Genomic DNA, 18,113 nt, shown 5'->3' on the forward strand with positions numbered 1-18,113 from the left:
ACCCCGCCAACCCCTTGTAGTCCCCGTTACGGAGCCGCTCGTGTCCCCGCAGATAAGCATCGTCGTCCCCTTCCACACCACCGGCGCGCGGCTGGCGGACTGCCTGGAGTCGCTCGCCGGGCAGACGCTGCGCGAGATCGAGGTGCTCCTGGTGGCCGACGGGCCGGGCGACGGCGGAGCGGTCGTCGCCAAGGAGTTCGCCGAACGCGACGACCGCTTCACGCTCCTGCAGCCCGCTCCCGGCACGGCCCCCGCGGACGCGGGAGTCGAGCAGGCGAGGGGCCGCTACCTGGCCTTCGCCGACGCCGAGGACGCGGTGCCGCCCTACGCCTACGAGCTGATGGTCGGGACGCTGGATTCGACGGGCTCGGACCTCGTGGGCGGAAACGTCATGTGCCTGGACGAGGGACAGGTGTGGCAGTCGCCGCTCCACAGCGACCCGTACGCCGAGACCATGAAGTCGACGCACGTCACCCGTCACCCTGCCCTCCTCCAAGACAGGACGGTGTGGAACAAGGTCTACCGGCGTTCGTTCTGGGACGCGCACCGGTTTCAGCTCGGAGCCGGGCAGGACGTGCTGGTCGCCGCGCAGGCCCAGGTACTCGCCTCCGCCGTCGACGTGCTGGACGCGACCGTCTACTTCTGGCGGGACCGTCCGGGGACGGCCATGCGGACACATCCTGAACCGGACCACATCACCGAGCGCATGGCGACGCTCGCCAACGTCCGGGACTTCGTCCGCGAGTACGCGCCGGACCTGCTGACCGTCCACGACATGTACGCGCTGGACCTGGACGTGCGCGAGTTGATGCTCGCCCTGCCCGCGGCCACGTGGGAGGAACGCGAACGCCTGGTCGAGCTCGGCGCGGAGGTCGTCGCAGACGCCGGTCGTCCGGCCACCACCGGCTTGGAGGCGATCAGGCGGCTGGAGTCGTACCTGCTCGGCGAGCGCATGCTGCCCGAACTGCTGGAGGTTCTCCGCTTCGAAGAGGGCGGGCTGCAGAACGTCCCGCTCGTGCCCAGGGGACGGCTCCGCCAGAGGTGGTACGCCCGCTACCCCTTCTTCGACGACCCGGAACGGGACGTCCCGGAGGACGTGTACGACGTCACCGACGAACTCGCCCTGTGGGCGGACGTGGACCGTGTCGAATGGGACGTCGACACCCTCATCGTCGAAGGGCACGCCCACTTCGACCGGTTCGACGTGTCGTCGGCGACGGATTCCCGGATCCGCGTCTGGATGCGTGATGTGCGGACGGGCAAGGAGATCCGGCTGCCGGTTGAGCGCATCTGCGTGCCGGAGGTCACGGCGCGCTCCGGCCGGACGGACGTCTCCTACGACTGGTCGGGCTTCACCGTCCGCGTGGAGCCCGAGTACCTGCTGGACGGCGACGAATGGCGGACCGCCAGCTATGAGCTGTTCGCCGAGGTCGCGGCGGCCGGGCGCAAGGCCGTCCAGCGGCTCACCGCGATGGCCCCGGCGGTGCGGTGGACGGCGGCCCGGCAGGTGGACGAGCACGTGGCCGTCCAGCCGGCGGCAGGCGACGACGACGTGTTCGTCGTCCACGTCAAGCGGGCCAAGGCCGTCCTCACCAGGGCCTGTCGCGAAGGCGACATGCTCGTCCTGACCGGCTGGACGCGGCGTGCGCTCGGCGCGGGAGCCGCCATGGTGGCGTCGCGCAAGTACGGGGGAGCCGAGGTCAGGGGAGAGGTGACGCTGCGCCAGTCGGCCGTGCTGCGGATGGCGGAGGGCACCGGATTCGACTTCACGGCGAAGCTGCCCCTGGAATACCTCGTCTCCGTCCCGGACGGTGAGGCGCCGTACGGTGCGCACCTGCGCGACGCCATCGACTGGGACATCCGGCTCACCGGCGAGGGCGGCGCGCTGAGGCTCACCGTTGCGAGCAACGTCAAAGCCGCCCGCCATGCCCTGCCCGCCTCCGGCAAGGAGTTCGCCCTCACGCGCACGGCGTTCGGCAATCTGCGCGGCGTCGAACGCAGCTTCCGTCCCGTCGTCACTGCCGCCGAATGGGACGAGAACGGGCTGCTCACACTCAGCGGTGACTTCGCCGACCCGGACGACCGTCCAGACCACTTCGTCTTGCGGCGGCGCCGGTCGGGCGACGAGCAGCGCATCGCCGTCACGTGGGACGAGCACCGCTTCACCGCCGCGTTCACTCCCGCCACCATGGCGGTCTTCGGGACGGACCTCCCGCTGAGCAGCGGAACCTGGGACCTGCTCGCGCGCACGCGCGTGGAAGAGGTCGCCGTCGTCGTCGAACGTGAAGCCATTCCACGCCTGCCGGTCCGGCGACGTATCGGCACGCACGAGTACGAGGTCGGCGTACACCAGATAGACGCCGTGACGCTGAACAGTCGTCCCGCCCTGGAGACCGACGAGCGCGGCGGGCACGCGCAACTGCTTCTCCAGCAGCGGGACTACCCCGTCTACCTGCGCAGCCCGCTGGCGGACATCGCCGTGTTCGACAGCTACAGCGGCTCCCAGTACAGCTGCAACCCCCGGGCCATCTACGAGGAGCTCACCCGCCGCGGCACCGACCTGGAATGCGTGTGGGTCTCCCGCGACGGCCAGTTCGCGGTCGACGGGAAGGCCCAGACCGTCATGGCCGGAAGCCGCGAGCACTACCGCACCCTTGCGCGCGCCCGGTACGTCGTCACCAACCGCGAGCTGCCGCCCTGGTACGTCAAGCGGGAGGGCCAGACCTACATCCAGACCTGGCACGGCACCCCGCTGAAGCGGCTCGCCTACGACCTGCGGGACATGCCGTACCAGCGCACCGAACGCCTGGACTGGATGGAACGGGAGGTGGCGCGGTGGGACTACCTGCTGACTTCCAGCCCGCACGCCACCCAGGTCATGCGGCGGGCGTTCAAGTACGACGGCGAAGTGCTGGAGACGGGCTATCCGCGCAACGACATCCTCAGCACGCCCGAGTGGGAGCGCATCGGAACCCGCATACGCAAGCGCCTGGGGATCCCGGCGGGCAAGAAGGTCGTCCTCTACGCGCCGACATGGCGGGACGACCGGCACCACGCAGAAGGCGAACACGGGTTCTCGCTGGAGCTCGACGTAGAGACCATGCGGAACGCGTTGGGCGACGACCACGTCCTCCTTCTGCGGGCACATCACCTCATCACCGACCGGGACCGCGTCACCGCGGACTGCCCCGACCACTTCGTCATCGACGTGTCCCGCTACCCCGACATAGCCGAGCTGTACATGGCGGCCGACGTCCTGGTCACGGACTACTCGTCCGCGATGGTCGACTACGCGATCCTGGGCCGGCCCATCGTCCTCTACACCTACGACCTGGACTGGTACCGCGACCACGTGCGCGGCTTCTACCTCGACCTGGAGGCGGAGGCGCCGGGGCCGATCGTGAAGAGGTCCGCGGAGGTCGCCGAGGCGGTCAAGGCCGCCCCCGGCAGCGAGCAGGACTACGCGGACGACTACGACCGCTTCTTCGTGAAGTACTGCCCGCACGACGACGGCCAGGCCGCGTCCAGGGCGGTCGACCGCATCTTCGGCGAGGAGTGAGCCGGGCCGGTCAGCCGGGGCGGCGGGCCCGTGCGAACAGCCACAGGCCGGGCCACGAGCAGACCGGCAGGCGCCGCTCCGCCGCGGCGGACAGGCGCAGGGCCTCGTTGGCGAGCGGATGCAGCGGAGCCAGATCCTCGCGCCGCACCGTCCGGTTCCTGAGAACGCGCAGGAACGGACGGTGCAGAACGCCTCTGCTCCACACGCGCTCCAGCACGAGGCCCGCGCTCTCCAGCAACTCGACCAGCGCACGGCGCGTGTAGCGGCGGACGCGTCCGAGGGCCACATCGTGTACCGACCACAGGGCCATGTCGCACGGCACGGACACCAGTGCCGTCCCGCCTGGGCGCAGCACACGCGCCATCTCCGCGACGGCCCGCGCGTCGTCCTCTACATGCGCAAGGACGTCCAACGCCAGCGCCAGGTCGTATTCGCATGGGGGGAGCGGCAGATAGCGCGCGTCACCCTCGTACGCCTCCACGCCGTACGCACGGGCCAGCGCCACGGCGGCCGGACTCAGGTCGATCGCCGTAGCGTCCCAGCGATGGTCGGCCAGCACACGGCAGGACGCACCCGACGCCGCACCGATGTCGACGGCAGTCCCGGGGACGCTGAACCGGAGCAGTTCCGCGGACAGGATCTCCCGGCGCTCGCGGTACCACCAGTTGTCGTTCTCGATCCGCGCGATCCGCTGAAGCTCGATGGTGTCCACGGGACAACCCGACGGCATCGGCGGCGGCCCGTGCCATCGACGCCGCCGCCCTCGAACGGATCATTGACCCCGGTTTGACCCGGCAGGGACGTCAGCGCTTCTTCCGCCGCCGCACCAGGAACCGGATGGCCAGCACCATCGCGACCAAGCCGCCGAGCGCCGGGACGGCCCGCTTGGCGACGGACGGCCCCGCGACCTCCAGCAGGTCGATCGCGTCGTCCTCCCTCGCCACGGGCTCCTTCGCCACCCGGAGCGGCGGGCGGGAGGTCTCGGCCTTGACCGCCCCCGGCTCGTCAGCGGCCTCCTCCGGCTTCGCGGACGCCACTCCCGTCTCGGCCTTCACTTCCGGCTCCGCGGACTCGGCAGGGCTCTCTGGGGCCGCCGCGGGGGCATCCGCGGCGGGTGCCGCCGCGTCCGGGCCGCCGGACGACTCCAGCTCCGCCGCCAGCGCCTTGGCGAACCGGTCAATGACCTTGGAACCCACCTCGGACAGGATGTTCCGCCCGAACTGGGCGGGCCGCCCGGTCACGTTCAGCTTGGTGTGGACGGTCACGCGCGTCGTGCCGCCGTCCTCGTGCAGCTTCGCCTGGACGGTCGCCGCCGCGGTCCCCGACCCGCGCGCCTCCTTGCCGGACGCGTCCATGGTGACGACCCGGGCCGACTCGTCCGCCGAGACGATCCGCGCGGTGCCGCGGTAGGTGATGGTCATCGCGCCGACCTTCACCTTCATCCGGCCGCTGTACTCCTCGCCCTCGACCCCGTCGAGCGTCGCGCCCGGCATGCACGACGCGACGCGCTCCACGTCGAGCAGTACCGCCCAGGCCTGATCCACCGGTACGGGGACGGTGAAATCGTGGTCGAGCTCCATGATCAATGTCCTTATCGTCCGGAGACCTTGCCGCGACCCTACGGCGGTCGCGTACCGCGTCGCCAGTGGGGTCCGCCAGGCGAGCGGTACCCGGCGCCACGCCGCCCATGCGGCCGGGCCCGTGCGGGGCCCGGCCGCATGGCCTCGCCGGGGTCAGCCCACGGCGGCGGCCAGCGCGCGCGCCGTCAGCACCGTCGCGAGATGCGTCCGGTACTCCGACGACCCGTGCAGGTCCGTGGGCGGCTCCGTGCCGGCCGCGGCCTGCGCGGCGGCAGTACGGAACGCGTCCTCCGAACCGGCCCCCCTTACGGCGACCTCCACCGAATGGGCCCTGACCGGGGTCGGACCCATGTTGGTCAGCGCGACCCGTGCCTCCTCAACGCCGTCCCCATTGCGGCGGACGGCGCACGCGACACCGACGATCGCCCATGCCTGCGCCGTACGGTGGAACTTCTCGTAGTGCACGCCCCAGCCCGAACCCATCTTCGGTACGCGCACGCCCACGAGCAGCTCGTCCGGCTCCATCGACGTCGTCATCCAGTCGACGAAGAACTCCGACGCGGGGATCTCCCTCTCTCCCCGCACCGATCGGACGACGAGCACCGCGTCCAGGGCCAGCGCGACCGCGGGCAGGTCACCGGCAGGGTCGGCATGGGCCACCGACCCGCCGAACGTGCCGCGATGCCGGACCGCCGGGTCGGCGACCGTCTCCGTCGCGCGCGCGAGCAGCGGCGCGTGCTCGCGCACCAGCGGATCCCGCATCACCTGGTGGTGCGTCGCCATGGCGCCGATGACGAGCGAGTCGCCGTCGTCGCGGATCTCCCTGAGCCCGTCGAGCCGGTCCAGGTCGATCAGCGCGTCCGGGATCGCGAGCCGCATCCGCAGCAGCGGCATCAGGCTCTGCCCGCCGGCCAGGACCTTCGCGTCCTCGCCCGCGTCGGCCAGCGCCCGGCAGGCGTCGTCCACCGACGTGGGACGGACGTAGTCGAACGTCGCGGGGATCACTGCGCACCTCCGGCCGAGCCGAGTCCGCCGCCCGCGCCCGGTTCGGACGCGGCGGGCTTGTCCTCCGCGCGCATCGCGCGCCACACGCGTTCGGGCGAGCACGGCATCGGCACGTCGTGCACGCCGTGCGGGCGCAGCGCGTCGACGATCGCGTTGACGACCGCCGGGGTCGAGGCGATCGTGCCCGCCTCGCCGACGCCCTTCACGCCCATCGGGTTGGACGTCGCCGGCGTCTCGGTGCGGTCGGTCGTGAACGACGGCAGGTCCGCGGCCGACGGGATCAGGTAGTCGGCCATCGTGGTCGTCGTCAGGTTGCCGTCCGCGTCGTACACGGCCTCCTCGTAGAGCGCCTGGGCGATGCCCTGCGCGAGCCCCCCGTGGACCTGTCCCTCCACGATGAGCGGGTTGACGACCTTGCCGACGTCGTCCACGGCCACGTACTTGCGGAGCTTCACCATCCCGGTCTCCGTGTCGACCTCGGCGGCGCACAGGTGCGTGCCGTGCGGGAAGGAGAAGTTGTCCGGGTCGAACGTGGCGTCGGAGTCCAGCGACGGTTCGATGCCGTCCGGCAGGTCGTGCGCGGCGAACGCGGCCAGCGCGACCTCCTGCAGCGTCCTGCCCTCCTCCTGGACGCCGCGGACGCTGAACCGCCCGCCCGTGAACTCCAGGTCCTGTTCGGCGGCCTCCAGCAGATGCGCGGCCACCTTCCGGGCCTTGTCGACGACCTTCTCGCAGGCCGAGAACAGCGCGACCCCGCCTACCGCCAGGGAACGCGACCCGTAGGTGTCCATTCCCTTGTGCGAGATCGCCGTGTCGCCGTGCAGGACCTTCACGTCCTCGAACGGCACGCCGAGCCGGTCGGCGGTGATCTGCGCCCACGCCGTCTCATGGCCCTGCCCATGCGCGGACGAGCCGGTGACCACTTCCACCTTGCCCGACGGCAGCACGCGGACCGCGGCATGCTCCCAGCCGCCGGCGCCGTACGACAGCGATCCCAGTACGCGGGACGGGGCCAGGCCGCACATCTCCGTGAACGTGGACACCCCGATGCCCAACTGCACCGGATCCTGCCGTTCCCGCCTGTCCGACTGCTCCGCGCGCAGCTTGTCGTACTCGAACAGCTCCAGCGCCTTGGCCGTCGCCGCCTCGTAGTTACCGGAGTCGTAGGTCAGGCCCGCGATCGTCTCGTACGGGAACTCCTCGTGCTCGATCCAGTTGCGGCGCCGTACCTCGATGGGGTCGAGCCCCAGTTCGGCGGCCAGCTCGTCCATCATCCGCTCGATGGCGTACGTGGCCTCCGGACGGCCCGCGCCCCGGTAGGCGTCGGTGGGCGTCTTCGTCGTGAAGACGCCCGTGCAGGTGAACGACAGCGCGTCCATCTTGTAGATGCCGTTGAACATGAACGCGCCCAGCAGCGGGATGCCGGGAGTGACCAGCATCAGGTACGCGCCCATGTCGGCCAGCAGATCCACCTTCAGGCCGCGGATCCGGCCGTCCCGCTCCGCCGCGAGCGTGATGCGCTGGATCTGGTCGCGCCCGTGGTGGACGGTCATGTTGCCTTCGCTGCGCGTCTCCGTCCACTTGACCGGGCGGCCGAGCCTGCGGGCCAGCAGAAGCGCGATGACCTCCTCCCCGTACACCTGCAGCTTGGACCCGAACCCGCCGCCGACGTCCGGCGCGACGACCCGGATCCGGTGCTCCGGGATCTCGGTGACCGTGGCCAGCATCAGCCGCAGGATGTGCGGGATCTGCGTGGCCGAGTACAGCGTGTACTCGTCCCCCTCCGGGACGCACAGAACCGACCGCGGCTCCATCGCCGTTGGGATGAGCCTCTGCTGGACGTAGCGGCGCTCCAAGACGACCGGTGCGTCCCTCATGGCGGCGTCAAGATCTCCGTTCTCGAACACCCACGTGTAGGACTTGTTCGTCTCCAGGTCGTCGTGCACCAGATCGGCGCCGTCCGCTATGGCCGCCTCCATGTCCACCACCGCGGACATCGGCTCGTAGTCGACGTCGATCTCTTCCAGCGCATCAACGGCCGCCGCCTTGTCACGGGCCACGACACACGCGACGGGCTCACCGACGTAGCGAACCTCTTCCACCGCCATGGGCGGATGGTCCGGATGCTTCATGTCGTCTGTCACGACCCAGGCGCACGGCAGCGAACCCTGCTCCGCGGCGAGATCCCGGCCGCTGAACACCGCGACCACTCCGGGACGGTCCTTCGCGGGCGCGGTGTCCACACCGGTGATGCGGGCGTGCGCGTGCGGGCTGCGCAGGAACGCGATGTGCAGCGTCCCCGCGGGTGTCATGTTGTCGGTCCACCGCGTCCGGCCGGTGATGAGCCGGGCGTCCTCCGACCGCTTGCGCGGGCTGCCTACCTCCTGCACGGTCACGGCGTCACCTCCTGCCGGCCGGGCTCGCGCATCTCGCCCGCGGCGCGCCGGACGGCCTTGACGATGTTCTGGTAGCCGGTGCACCTGCACAGGTTGCCTTCGAGCCCCTCCCGGACCTCGTCCTCGGACGGGTCGGCGTTCTCCCGCAGCAGGTCGAGCGACGCCATGATCATTCCGGGTGTGCAGTAGCCGCACTGGAGCGCGTGCTCCTCGTGGAAGGCGCGCTGCATCGGGTGCGTACCGCCGCCGGCGCCGAGGCCCTCGACGGTCGTCACGTCACGGCCGTCCGCCTGGACGGCGAGGACGGAGCAGCTCTTCACGCTCACCCCGTCCATCAGAACGGTGCAAGCACCGCAGTTGCTGGTGTCGCACCCGACCGGGGTCCCGACCTTTCCCAGCCGTTCGCGTAGATAGTGGACGAGAAGCAGGCGCGGTTCGACGTCGTCCTCGTACGTCGTACCGTCGACCTCGACACGGATACGTGGCATGCGTTTCTCCCAGGGACGTCTCGGGGTGGACACTCGCAGAGAGAGACGTCCCTGGGCGGGGCGCGCTGATCCGGCCACGTCATCGGGGCCACCTCCGTGGAAGGCGACCCTACGAACCTAATCCGCGGTTGAATCCCGTACTAGTCCCCAGGCTCGCTTATTTACCGACGTGTGACGGATCGATGGCGGTTAGTGCACGCGAAGCAGAACCGGCCAGGTCTGCGCGCCGACGACACCGTCGTCGTCCACGCCTCCCCACCGCTGCACCGCCTTCACGGCGGCCTCGGTCGCGTCGTCGAACTTCCCGGTCATGCTCACCTCGGGGTGGCTGCGCGCCGCCAGCAGCCCCTGCACGCTCTGCACGTGCTCCCCGGTGTCGCCCTTGCCCAGCTCCGGGAGCTTCTTCACCATGTCCTCCGTCCAGTTGCCCCCGCCGTAGGCGGGCCGTCCGTAACCGGCGATGACACCGGAATCGCGTACGCGGCGCTTCACCGCGTCGCTCGTGTTGGCCTCGATGGTCTGCAGCCGTCCGCCGCCGAGGACCTTCTCGACGACGCCGACATGGTCGATCGCGCCGATCTGGTTGGTGGCGCCCCAGTCGAAGAAGACGATGTCGCCCGGCTTCGCCTGGTTGACGCTGGCGGTCGTCCCGCTGTGCCACCGTCCGGCCTTCTCGAAGTCCTGTGCGTGCCACACGGTGTACGCGCGGTCGCCGCCCGGGAGGACGGCGGACGCGTTGCCGCTGTGCCGCGCCCAGTAGGTGATGCCCATGTCGCACCAGGACGCGTTGAGGAACTCGTCCCCGTGCCTGGACGCGTACTCCTTGGTGATGGTGTTGGGACGGCCCGACATCCCGAGCGACTTGCGGGCTTCGGCGATCATTCCCGCGGCGCTCATCCGGAGCCCTCCCCGCGGAAGATCCCGTCGGCGTCCGGTTCGCCGTACAGCTCTCTGAGGATCTGCTCCTCGTCGGGTTCGGTGGCCCGATGGACGTCTGGATTCACGTCCACTTCATCCATATGGGCCGATTCGTTGGCGTCTGTCCTGCTTTGGGGGGTCACATGCTCCTCCGGGAGCGTCGTCTCGTCTGCCGGCGAGGGCCGCCTCATTCCGTGGGCGGCTCACAACCGACCGTAATGGGCTGACCTCGTACATCTCCGGTTTTCGCCCGAAAACACACCCGACCGCCGAAACAACCTCTCCACCAGGTAAGACTCCGGCGGCGCCCAGGGTGGGCGCCGCCGGGACCCGCGCCCTCAGTCGCAGGGATCGACGTAGTAGAAGTAGGTCTTCGAGCTGCCGACGGAGGCGTCGTGGCTCCTCGCGCCCGGCGTCGCGACATTCCAGCCGTTCTGCGTCTTGAACATCGCCACTGTTCCGGGCGTCTGGTTGTTGAGGTAGGAGATCGGCCCGAAGAAGTCGACGGCGTGGTTGTCGCACGACCAGTAGGTCTTCTTGGTGCCCGTGTAGTTCGGGCCGCTCCAGACGCAGATCGCGGTGTAAGGGCAGCTGGCCGCGAGACGCGGTTCGGGTGCCTTGGCGGGCGCCTCGGCGGCGTCGGCCGTCCCGATGACCGAGCCCATGGTGAGGACCGCGGCCGCCAGCGGAATGACAAAACGTTTCCCGTTCACGTTTTCCTCCCTTTTCTCGAGGTGCCCGAACGCTAGAACGGCCCGGTATACATCCGGTTCAATCGCAAGTCAGAGTCCCTTTTCGACACGGCTCGGCGGACGCGGCGGCAGGAGGCGGGGCGTAGTTCGCCGCCCGCCGGGTGTGGCGGTCTTGAGCAGGCGATAGTTCCCGGAATCGGGGTAGGGGCGCCGTATGTTCTTCTTCTCGTCCCGGCTGGGGTGTCTGGGGTCGCTGGTCGTGACCCTGGTCCTCACCTGGGTCGTCTACCTGATCCTCAGCCGCTGAGCTTGACAAGGTTCGGTTACCGAGTGTCTCCTTGTCTCCGTGACGAAGCGCCTGTCGATCGACAGCCCCGTGGCCCTGGGCCGCGTGGCCAGCGCGCTGTGTCCTTCGTGTTGTCGCTGATCCCTGTTCATTCCGGCCGACACACGTACACGAAGGACCCTTTCCCGTGGACCTCTCCGTGGTTCCCGATCTCACCATGCGCGGCCAGGACGATCCGCACGGCCGCGCCGGCACCGTCCGTCCGCCGACCGTGGGGCAGCTCGCCGCGCGCGTCCGCGACCTGGCGGCCCACCCCGGCGAGTGGTGGGGGCTCGTCCGGTTCGACGACGGCGGGCCGGTGCACATCCCCCTGGACGACGACACGTGGCTGACCACCTGGCCGCCCGGCCACGGCGGGACGGTCCACGACCAGGTCAGCACCCTGATCGCGGGCGAGGTCGCGGAGGTGACGATCACCGGGCGCGGGGTGACCGGGCGTCCGCTGCCGGCCAACCGGGTCCGGGTGCACGGCGGTTCGTCCGCGCTGACCAACCCCGGGCCGGCGTTCGCGGTCACCCTGCACGCCGGCGCGGCACGGTCCCTGGACCGCCCGGCCGGCTGACGGGCGCGCGACGGGCCCCGGGGGAAGGCCCGCCGCGCGCGGCTCACGGGGTCAGCGCGGGGCGACCCGGACGGTGGTCCTCCGCGGGGCGGCCGGGAGGTCGCCGGGCAGCACCGGGGTGCGGGCGTCCTTCAGCAGTTCGGTCTCCGCGGCGGGGGTGCGGGACTGCGGCGTGTTGCCCGGGTTGATCCCGGCCGCGAGGCTGAGGACGCCGGTCAGCTTCATCGTGTTCGCCGACGCGGGCGACGGCAGCCCCATCATCTGGTTGATGACGCCGTCCAGGATCCCGAACGGGCCGCAGCCCTTCGCGGCGGGGACGGCGACGGGCGCGTCGATGCCGATCTGCGCGGACCCCCACGACAGGGCCGGGTTGAAGGCGAGGGACCCGGTCCGGAAGGCGGGCGCGAGGTTCGCCTCGATGGGCCCGATGACGCAGGTCGTGCCGAGCAGCTGGTTGTTGAGGTGGACGTTCAGCGACGCCTTGGCGCCGAGCCCGCCGCCCGACAGCGACACGTGGATCGGGCCGGCGAGCGACTGCGTGACCGTCAGCCGGTTGACGTCCCACATCGCCGCGGGCGTCTTGCCGAGGACCGGCCCGACGAGCGGGAGCTGCCCGATCAGCCCGCCGGGCACCTCGACCGGCGCCGACTCCAGCTGCCGCCCGGCGACCGGGGGCTTCAGCACGAGGTCACCGGTCTCGTCCGCCGCGCCCAGGTAGCCGCTGATGCGGATGGCGCCGGCCGGCAGCTCCTGCTCGAACGAGCCGATCTTGACGCTGCCGCCGGTGGTGACCTGGGTCTGGCAGATCTGCCCGGCCGGGCACTGGTTCATGAAGCGCGCCGCGCCGTTGGGGGAGGACCCGGCGCGGACGGGCGGGACGGCGGGGTTGCGGGTGCCGCCCGGTGGCGAGGCGGGGTCCAGACGGCCGATCAGGCCGCGTCCGGGCTCGGTGAACCACAGCCGGCCGCCGGGGCCGCTGATGATCCGGGCCGGTGCGGACAGCGTCGCCGGCAGCGGGTACTCCCGCATCGCGCCGGCGAGCGGGTCGACGCTCGCGATGTTGCTGGCCGCGGACTCGGTGACCCACAGCTTCCCGTCCGGGCCGGCGGCGATGCCGCTCGGCATGGAGTCGGCGACGGGAGTGGCGTACTCGGTGACCGCGTGGGTCGCCGGGTCGATGCGGGCGACCTTGCCGGCGCCGGGCTCGGTGAACCAGAGGTCGCCGTCGGGTCCGGTGACGATGCCGCCCATGACGGGGTTGCCGTTGCGGCCGTTCGGCGTCGGGTAGGACGCGACCTCGCCGGTGGCGGGGTCGAGCCGTCCGATGGTGCCGCCGCTGGTGGTGAACCAGATCGCCTTGTCCGGGCCGGTGGTGAGCTCGTGGGGGACGAGCCCGGTGGCGTAGGCGGTGACGGTGCCGGACGCGTCGATCCGTCCGATCGCGCCCGAGGAGCGGCCGGTGAACCACATGGCGCCGTCCGGTCCGGGCGTGATGCCGGTGATCTGGGCGTTCTTGAAGTTCACGGTTCCGGTGGCGGGGAGTTCGTAGAGGGCGGCCTTGCCGGTCGCCGGGTCCACGTGGCCGACGCGCGGGACGGTCGTGGAGATGTCGGTGAACCACAGCGACCCGTCCGGCGCGGCGGCCATCGCGTCCGGGATGCCGAGGAGGTCCTTGGAGTTCTCGCCGACGGCGTACTCGGTGACCTTCCCGGCGGCGTCGACGCGGCCGATGCCGCCGCTGTTCGCGGCGTACCAGACGCTCCCGCCGGGTCCGGCGGCGAGCCCGGACGGCACGACGTCCGGCACCGGGAGGGCGATCTCGGTGACCGGGCTCGCGGCGGCGGCGACACCGGGGACGGCCGCCAGGGCGCCCGCTCCGAGCGTCAGCGCCGCGGCAAGTGAAAGCGCTCTCCTGCGTCGATGGCGCATGCCATCCCCTCCTTGGCGGTGTCGAGGCCCCCGGCTCCGAAACAAGATCCACCGTCAATAGAAACCCGTAGGTTTTTCACGTCAAGGCGGCCGCGGCCCGCAGGCCGCTTCCGGTCAGCCGGGCCGGTCGGTCAGCCGGGCCGGTCGGTCAGCCGGGCCGGTCGGTCAGCCGGGCCGGTCGGTCAGGAACGGGGACGCGGCCTCGCGCCCGACGAGGGGAAGCAGCACGAAATAGGTGAGGGACGGCAGCAGCGACGGCAGCTCGGCCGCCTCGCCCGTCTCCATCTGGACGTGGATCGCGCTGTAGATGCCGCCGACGATCGCGTCCACCACGGCGACCGGGACGGGCGCCAGGGAGGAGTCGTCGAAGAAGGCGCGGAACCGCGTGAGGTTGTCGATGCGCGACTGCCGGACCTGCGGGCCCGCCGCGTTCACCTCGACCAGCGACGCCCGCGCGAACTTCGGCTCCCGCGCCAGGGCGGCGAGGAGCGTCCGCAGCGCCGCGTGGATCCCGTCCGGCCAGGACGGCGCCGCCTCGTACGCCTCCGTCATGCGCCGGATCAGGATGTCCATGCCGCGCTGGTAGGCGGCGAGGAAGCATTCGTCGAGGTCGGCGAAGTGCGTGTAGAACGTCTTCTTCGTGACGCCCGCGCCCTCGGTGACCCGGCTGATCGTGGTGTGCGCGAAGCCGTGGTCGGAGACGACGTGGACGAACGCGTCGATGAGCCGCTCGCGCTGGATGCCGGCGACGGTCTCGGGGGAGAGCCCGTGCCGGCCCGGCTTGATGGCGCGGCCGGGGTCGAGCGCCGACCGGGAGCCGGGCAGCACGTCCGCCGCGCAACCCGCCTCTGGTGTCCCGGTTTGTCCCGACATCGAACCTCGTTCCGTCACCTGCCGTCGGGATCAGGTTACTTCCCGTCCCCGGCATGGGGGGAAGGCCCGGCCGGTGCGGCGTGGCTCGCGGACGCGCGTCAGCGCAGGTTGCGGCGCCGCGCCCGGGTGAGCACCCGGACGGTCCCGACGAGCCCGAGGCCGATCAGCACGACCGGGATCAGCACCTCCGGAGGGACGCCGTCCACCTCCGACAGGCCGTCCGAGAGGAACAGCCCGGCGAGGACGAGGAAGAACAGCCCGGTCACCGGCCCGGCCGGATCGAACCGGAACCGCCTCTTCGTCCGCTTCTGCTGCTCAGCCACGGTGCACGTCCACATCTCCGAGCTTCCCGCGGATCCGCAGGACGATCACCGGCGGGTTCGCGGCCGCGGCGCCGCCCGGTTCCAGCGTCCGGACGACCTTGGCGTTCGGCCCGCTCGTCGTCCGGGCCTCGACGCGCACGTCGCCGAGCGTGATCTTCGCGTCCACCATGACGCGGGCGGTGGGCGGCACCGTGACCCTCAGCCCGCCGAGCCCCACCCGGGCGTCGATGCTGACGCGCTGCCCGGCGGCGACCGGCAGGGCCGTCAGGTCGAGATCGCCCTGCCCGACGCCCACCTTGTAGACCTGGTGCGTCTGCCCGAGATCGGTGGGCCGCCAGTCGATGTCCCCGTACTCGGCGTTGCGCGGGACGTCGCCCACGACCGAGGTGGTCAGCATCGCGAGGGTCAGCACGGTGCCGGCCGCCGCGAGGCCGCGGGTCCGGAACCAGCCGCCGAGGACGAGGCCGAACCCGATGACGGCGAGCGCGGGCGCCATGACGATCAGCCAGGAGTCCGGGGCCTGGTACGCCTTCGCGACCGGGATCATCGCCGCGCCCGCGGCCATCGCCGCCAGCAGCGTGATCGTCGCCACCGGCGAGCCCTGCCGGTCGCCGCCGCACTTCGCCGGCCGCGCGGCCGGGACGGTCGCGGGCGCGGTGCCGGGCGCGTCCGTCAGCGCGGCCGAGTACGCGGCGAGATCGATCATGCCCGCGGGCAGGCCGCTCGTCCCGGCCGGCACCTCCTTGCCGAGCGACACGCCGCCGACGGAGGCGCTCTCCGACCGCGTCCAGGCGGCGGACGGCTCCGGCGGGTGCCCGGTGACCCGCTCCGGCACCGACCGCGCCACCGCCACCAGGTCGACGCCCCGCGAGTGCGCGACGAGCAGCACCAGCGCGAACACCACGAGTATCGCGATCGCGTCGGTCGAGACGCCGCCGAACAGGCTGAGCGCGACGCCGACGGCCAGCAGCGCGCCGAGGACCGACAGGACGGCCTGCCCGTCGAACCACCGCTTGATGAGCTGCTCGGCGAACGACGACTCGCCGGCGCTCGCCGGCATCAGCACCGCCGCGACGATGTAGAGGAAGATCCCCTGCCCGTGCGCGAGGACCAGGATCGCGAACCCGACCCGGAACACGACGGGGTCGATGCCGGTGTACCGGCCGAGGCCGGTGCACACGCCGACGATCAGGCGCTTGTCGGCGTCCCGCGCCAGTCGCCGGTACTCCGGCTCCTGCGTCTGCTTCTGCTCGCCCATGGCAGCCATCGTCGCGCGTCAACCCTGCCGGAGGCCATCGGGGACGTCCCTGATTCCGACCCTGAGGCGGGCCCGGGGTGGTTCCCTGATGCGGTTCGCGGCCGGGCGTGTGACGATCGATGACGTGGGAGAACCTAGGGAAGGGCGCCGGTGAGCGAGGAGACGGCCGAGCGGCAGGGAGCGACGCCCGTCGCGCCGGCCCGGCTGGAGCGCGCCCCCGAGGGGCGGCTCGTCGCCGGGGTGTGCCGCGGTCTGGCGGGGCACCTCGGCGTGGACGTGTTCCTCGTCCGGGCCGCGTTCGTCCTGCTCACGATGGCGAGCGGGCTCGGCGTCGCCGCGTACGCCGCGTTCTGGATCCTGGTGCCCGTCGCCGAGCGGCCGGAAAGTCCCGCTGGACGGCGCCGCGGGCGGGACTGGGGCCAGCTGCTCGCCTACGCGGCGGTCGCGCTGGGCCTCGCGGCGCTGCCGTGGGGTGCGGCCGGGGTCGCCCAGTGGGCGCTATGGCCGTTCATCGTCGGCGGGGTCGGCGCCGCGATCCTGTGGCAGCAGGCCGACCGGGACCAGCGGCAGCGCTGGACGCTCCCGCTGCGCCAGCGGTGGCTGCGCAGCCTGCTCGGCCTGCTCCTCGTCGTCGGCGGCATCGGCGGGTTCGTGGCGCAGAAGGTGGAGGCCGCCCAGGCGCGGTCGGTCGTCATCGCCATGCTGATCATCCTCACCGGGGTCGCGGTGATCGTGACGCCGTGGGTGGTGCGGCTCTGGCAGGACCTGGACTCCGAGCGGCACGAGCGCATCCGGTCGCAGGAGCGCGCCGAGCTGGCCGCGCACATCCACGACTCGGTGCTGCACACGCTGACGCTCATCCAGCGCAACGCGCACGACACGCGGGAGGTGCAGCGGCTCGCCCGATCCCAGGAGCGGACGCTGCGCAGCTGGCTCTACCAGCCGCGCGCCGACCCCGACCAGACGTTCGCCGCCGCGATCCGGGAGGCGGCCGGCGAGGTCGAGGACGACCACAACGTGCCGATCGAGGTCGTCTGCGTGGGGGACACGGCGCTCGACGAGCGGCTCGGCGCCACGCTGCAGGCCGCGCGGGAGGCGATGGTGAACGCCGCCAAGTACGCGGAGGCGCCCTCGGTGTCGGTGTACGCGGAGGTGGAGGGGGACGAGATCGCCATCTTCGTCCGGGACCGCGGCAAGGGATTCGACCTCGACCAGGTCCCGGCGGACCGGATGGGCGTCCGGGGGTCCATCATCGGACGTATGGAACGCAACGGCGGCAAGGCGACCGTCCGCACCGCGCCGGGCGAGGGCACCGAGGTGCGGCTGGAGATCAAGAAGTCGTGAGCGCAGCGATGCGGGGGGTGCGGGGGGTCGTCCCCCCTCGAAGGAGCAGGGCATGAGTGAGGCGTTGAAGAGGGTCGTGCTGGTCGACGACCACCAGATGTTCCGGACCGGCGTGAAGGCGGAGCTGGGCGGCGGGGTCGAGATCGTCGGGGAGGCCGGCGACGTCGACGAGGCGGTCGCGGTGATCCGCGGGACGCAGCCGGACGTGGTGCTGCTGGACGTCCACCTGCCCGGCGGCGGGGGCATCGAGGTGCTGCGGCGGCTGCACGGCGCCGTGACGTCCAAGTTCCTCGCGCTGTCGGTGTCGGACGCCGCGGAGGACGTGATCGGCGTGGTCCGGGGCGGGGCGCGCGGCTACGTCACCAAGACGATCTCCGGGCCGGAGCTGACCGACGCGATCGGCCGGGTCGCGGAGGGCGACGCGGTGTTCTCGCCGCGCCTCGCCGGGTTCGTGCTGGACGCGTTCGCCGCGTCGGACGTCCCGGCCGTCGACCCGGAGCTGGACCAGATCACCCAGCGGGAGCGGGACGTGCTGCGGCTGATCGCGCGCGGCTACGCCTACAAGGAGATCGCGAAGGAGCTGTTCATCTCGGTGAAGACGGTGGAGACGCATGTGAGCAGCGTCCTGCGGAAGCTGCAGCTGTCGAACCGGCATGAGCTGTCGCGCTGGGCCGCCGCCCGCCGGCTCGTCTGACGAGCGACGTCTTCTGCCCACCCGAGGTCGCGGCCTAACCTCTTTCAGCATGACTGTGAGTCAATCGTAATATTCGATTCGCCGGACGCGTGATCATGGATACCGTCCGATATGGGACAGTCGCTCCCCATGACCTACCCTCCCCC

The 18,113-nt window shown here is 71.4% G+C and carries 15 protein-coding genes; 4 read left to right on the top strand and 11 right to left on the bottom strand.

The features are described from left to right. Window positions 1-40: 40 nt before the first annotated feature. Window positions 41-3,559 carry a bifunctional glycosyltransferase/CDP-glycerol:glycerophosphate glycerophosphotransferase gene (locus E1293_RS19620; RefSeq protein ID WP_165978306.1) on the top strand — a complete coding sequence of 1,173 codons (3,519 nt, stop codon included), beginning with the start codon at window positions 41-43 and terminating at the stop codon, window positions 3,557-3,559. Window positions 3,560-3,569: 10 nt separating this feature from the next. Here the strand turns inward: E1293_RS19620 and E1293_RS19625 are convergent, their stop codons facing one another. The 7 genes from E1293_RS19625 to E1293_RS19655 form a co-directional block, all read right to left on the bottom strand. After that, window positions 3,570-4,271: a class I SAM-dependent methyltransferase gene (locus E1293_RS19625; RefSeq protein WP_165978307.1), complete on the bottom strand. Its 702-nt coding sequence runs from the start codon at window positions 4,269-4,271 to the stop codon at window positions 3,570-3,572. Window positions 4,272-4,362: 91 nt separating this feature from the next. Beyond that, window positions 4,363-5,139 carry an SRPBCC family protein gene (locus E1293_RS19630; protein ID WP_243716333.1) on the bottom strand — a complete coding sequence of 259 codons (777 nt, stop codon included), beginning with the start codon at window positions 5,137-5,139 and terminating at the stop codon, window positions 4,363-4,365. Window positions 5,140-5,292: 153 nt separating this feature from the next. Beyond that, on the bottom strand, window positions 5,293-6,144 hold the full coding sequence (locus tag E1293_RS19635) for an FAD binding domain-containing protein (RefSeq protein WP_132198884.1): 852 nt from the start codon (window positions 6,142-6,144) through the stop codon (window positions 5,293-5,295). Next, window positions 6,141-8,540 carry a xanthine dehydrogenase family protein molybdopterin-binding subunit gene (locus E1293_RS19640; protein ID WP_132198885.1) on the bottom strand — a complete coding sequence of 800 codons (2,400 nt, stop codon included), beginning with the start codon at window positions 8,538-8,540 and terminating at the stop codon, window positions 6,141-6,143. The genes E1293_RS19635 and E1293_RS19640 overlap by 4 nt, the downstream gene beginning before the upstream one ends. After that, on the bottom strand, window positions 8,537-9,028 hold the full coding sequence (locus E1293_RS19645) for a (2Fe-2S)-binding protein (protein ID WP_132198886.1): 492 nt from the start codon (window positions 9,026-9,028) through the stop codon (window positions 8,537-8,539). The genes E1293_RS19640 and E1293_RS19645 overlap by 4 nt, the downstream gene beginning before the upstream one ends. Window positions 9,029-9,217: 189 nt before the next feature. After that, on the bottom strand, window positions 9,218-9,925 hold the full coding sequence (locus E1293_RS19650; RefSeq protein ID WP_132198887.1) for a peptidoglycan-binding domain-containing protein: 708 nt from the start codon (window positions 9,923-9,925) through the stop codon (window positions 9,218-9,220). A 359-nt stretch (window positions 9,926-10,284) separates the two neighbouring features. Continuing rightward, on the bottom strand, window positions 10,285-10,659 hold the full coding sequence (locus tag E1293_RS19655; RefSeq protein WP_132198888.1) for a peptidase inhibitor family I36 protein: 375 nt from the start codon (window positions 10,657-10,659) through the stop codon (window positions 10,285-10,287). Between the two features lie 452 nt (window positions 10,660-11,111). On the opposite strand from E1293_RS19655, the gene E1293_RS19660 reads away from it, so the two are divergent. Continuing rightward, the gene (locus E1293_RS19660) at window positions 11,112-11,546 is read left to right on the top strand and encodes a cupin domain-containing protein (protein ID WP_132198889.1); all 435 of its coding nucleotides are present in this window, start codon (window positions 11,112-11,114) and stop codon (window positions 11,544-11,546) included. A gap of 51 nt (window positions 11,547-11,597) precedes the next feature. Here the strand turns inward: E1293_RS19660 and E1293_RS19665 are convergent, their stop codons facing one another. The 4 genes from E1293_RS19665 to E1293_RS19680 all read right to left on the bottom strand — a co-directional run bounded on the left by E1293_RS19665 (window position 11,598) and on the right by E1293_RS19680 (window position 15,929). Further along, a complete protein-coding gene (locus tag E1293_RS19665; RefSeq protein WP_132198890.1) occupies window positions 11,598-13,475 on the bottom strand; it encodes a Vgb family protein in 1,878 nt (625 codons plus the stop codon). Between the two features lie 165 nt (window positions 13,476-13,640). Then, window positions 13,641-14,348 (bottom strand): TetR/AcrR family transcriptional regulator, encoded by a 708-nt coding sequence (locus tag E1293_RS19670; protein ID WP_132198891.1) that lies wholly within the window; start codon window positions 14,346-14,348, stop codon window positions 13,641-13,643. A 98-nt stretch (window positions 14,349-14,446) separates the two neighbouring features. After that, window positions 14,447-14,671, bottom strand: coding sequence for a hypothetical protein (locus E1293_RS19675; RefSeq protein WP_132198892.1), 225 nt, complete (start codon window positions 14,669-14,671; stop codon window positions 14,447-14,449). Continuing rightward, window positions 14,664-15,929: a PspC domain-containing protein gene (locus tag E1293_RS19680; protein ID WP_165978308.1), complete on the bottom strand. Its 1,266-nt coding sequence runs from the start codon at window positions 15,927-15,929 to the stop codon at window positions 14,664-14,666. Before E1293_RS19680 ends, E1293_RS19675 begins: the two co-directional genes overlap by 8 nt. Window positions 15,930-16,079: 150 nt before the next feature. On the opposite strand from E1293_RS19680, the gene E1293_RS19685 reads away from it, so the two are divergent. Together E1293_RS19685 and E1293_RS19690 are read left to right on the top strand one after the other, a co-directional pair. Further along, entirely contained in the window at window positions 16,080-17,273 is a 1,194-nt protein-coding gene (locus tag E1293_RS19685; RefSeq protein WP_243716334.1) for an ATP-binding protein, read from the top strand. Between the two features lie 52 nt (window positions 17,274-17,325). Then, window positions 17,326-17,967 carry a LuxR C-terminal-related transcriptional regulator gene (locus E1293_RS19690; protein ID WP_132198894.1) on the top strand — a complete coding sequence of 214 codons (642 nt, stop codon included), beginning with the start codon at window positions 17,326-17,328 and terminating at the stop codon, window positions 17,965-17,967. The last annotated feature ends 146 nt before the right edge of the window (window positions 17,968-18,113 follow it).

Origin of the sequence: Actinomadura darangshiensis (assembly GCF_004349235.1) — a bacterium.
Taxonomy (GTDB): Bacteria; Actinomycetota; Actinomycetes; order Streptosporangiales; family Streptosporangiaceae; genus Spirillospora; species Spirillospora darangshiensis.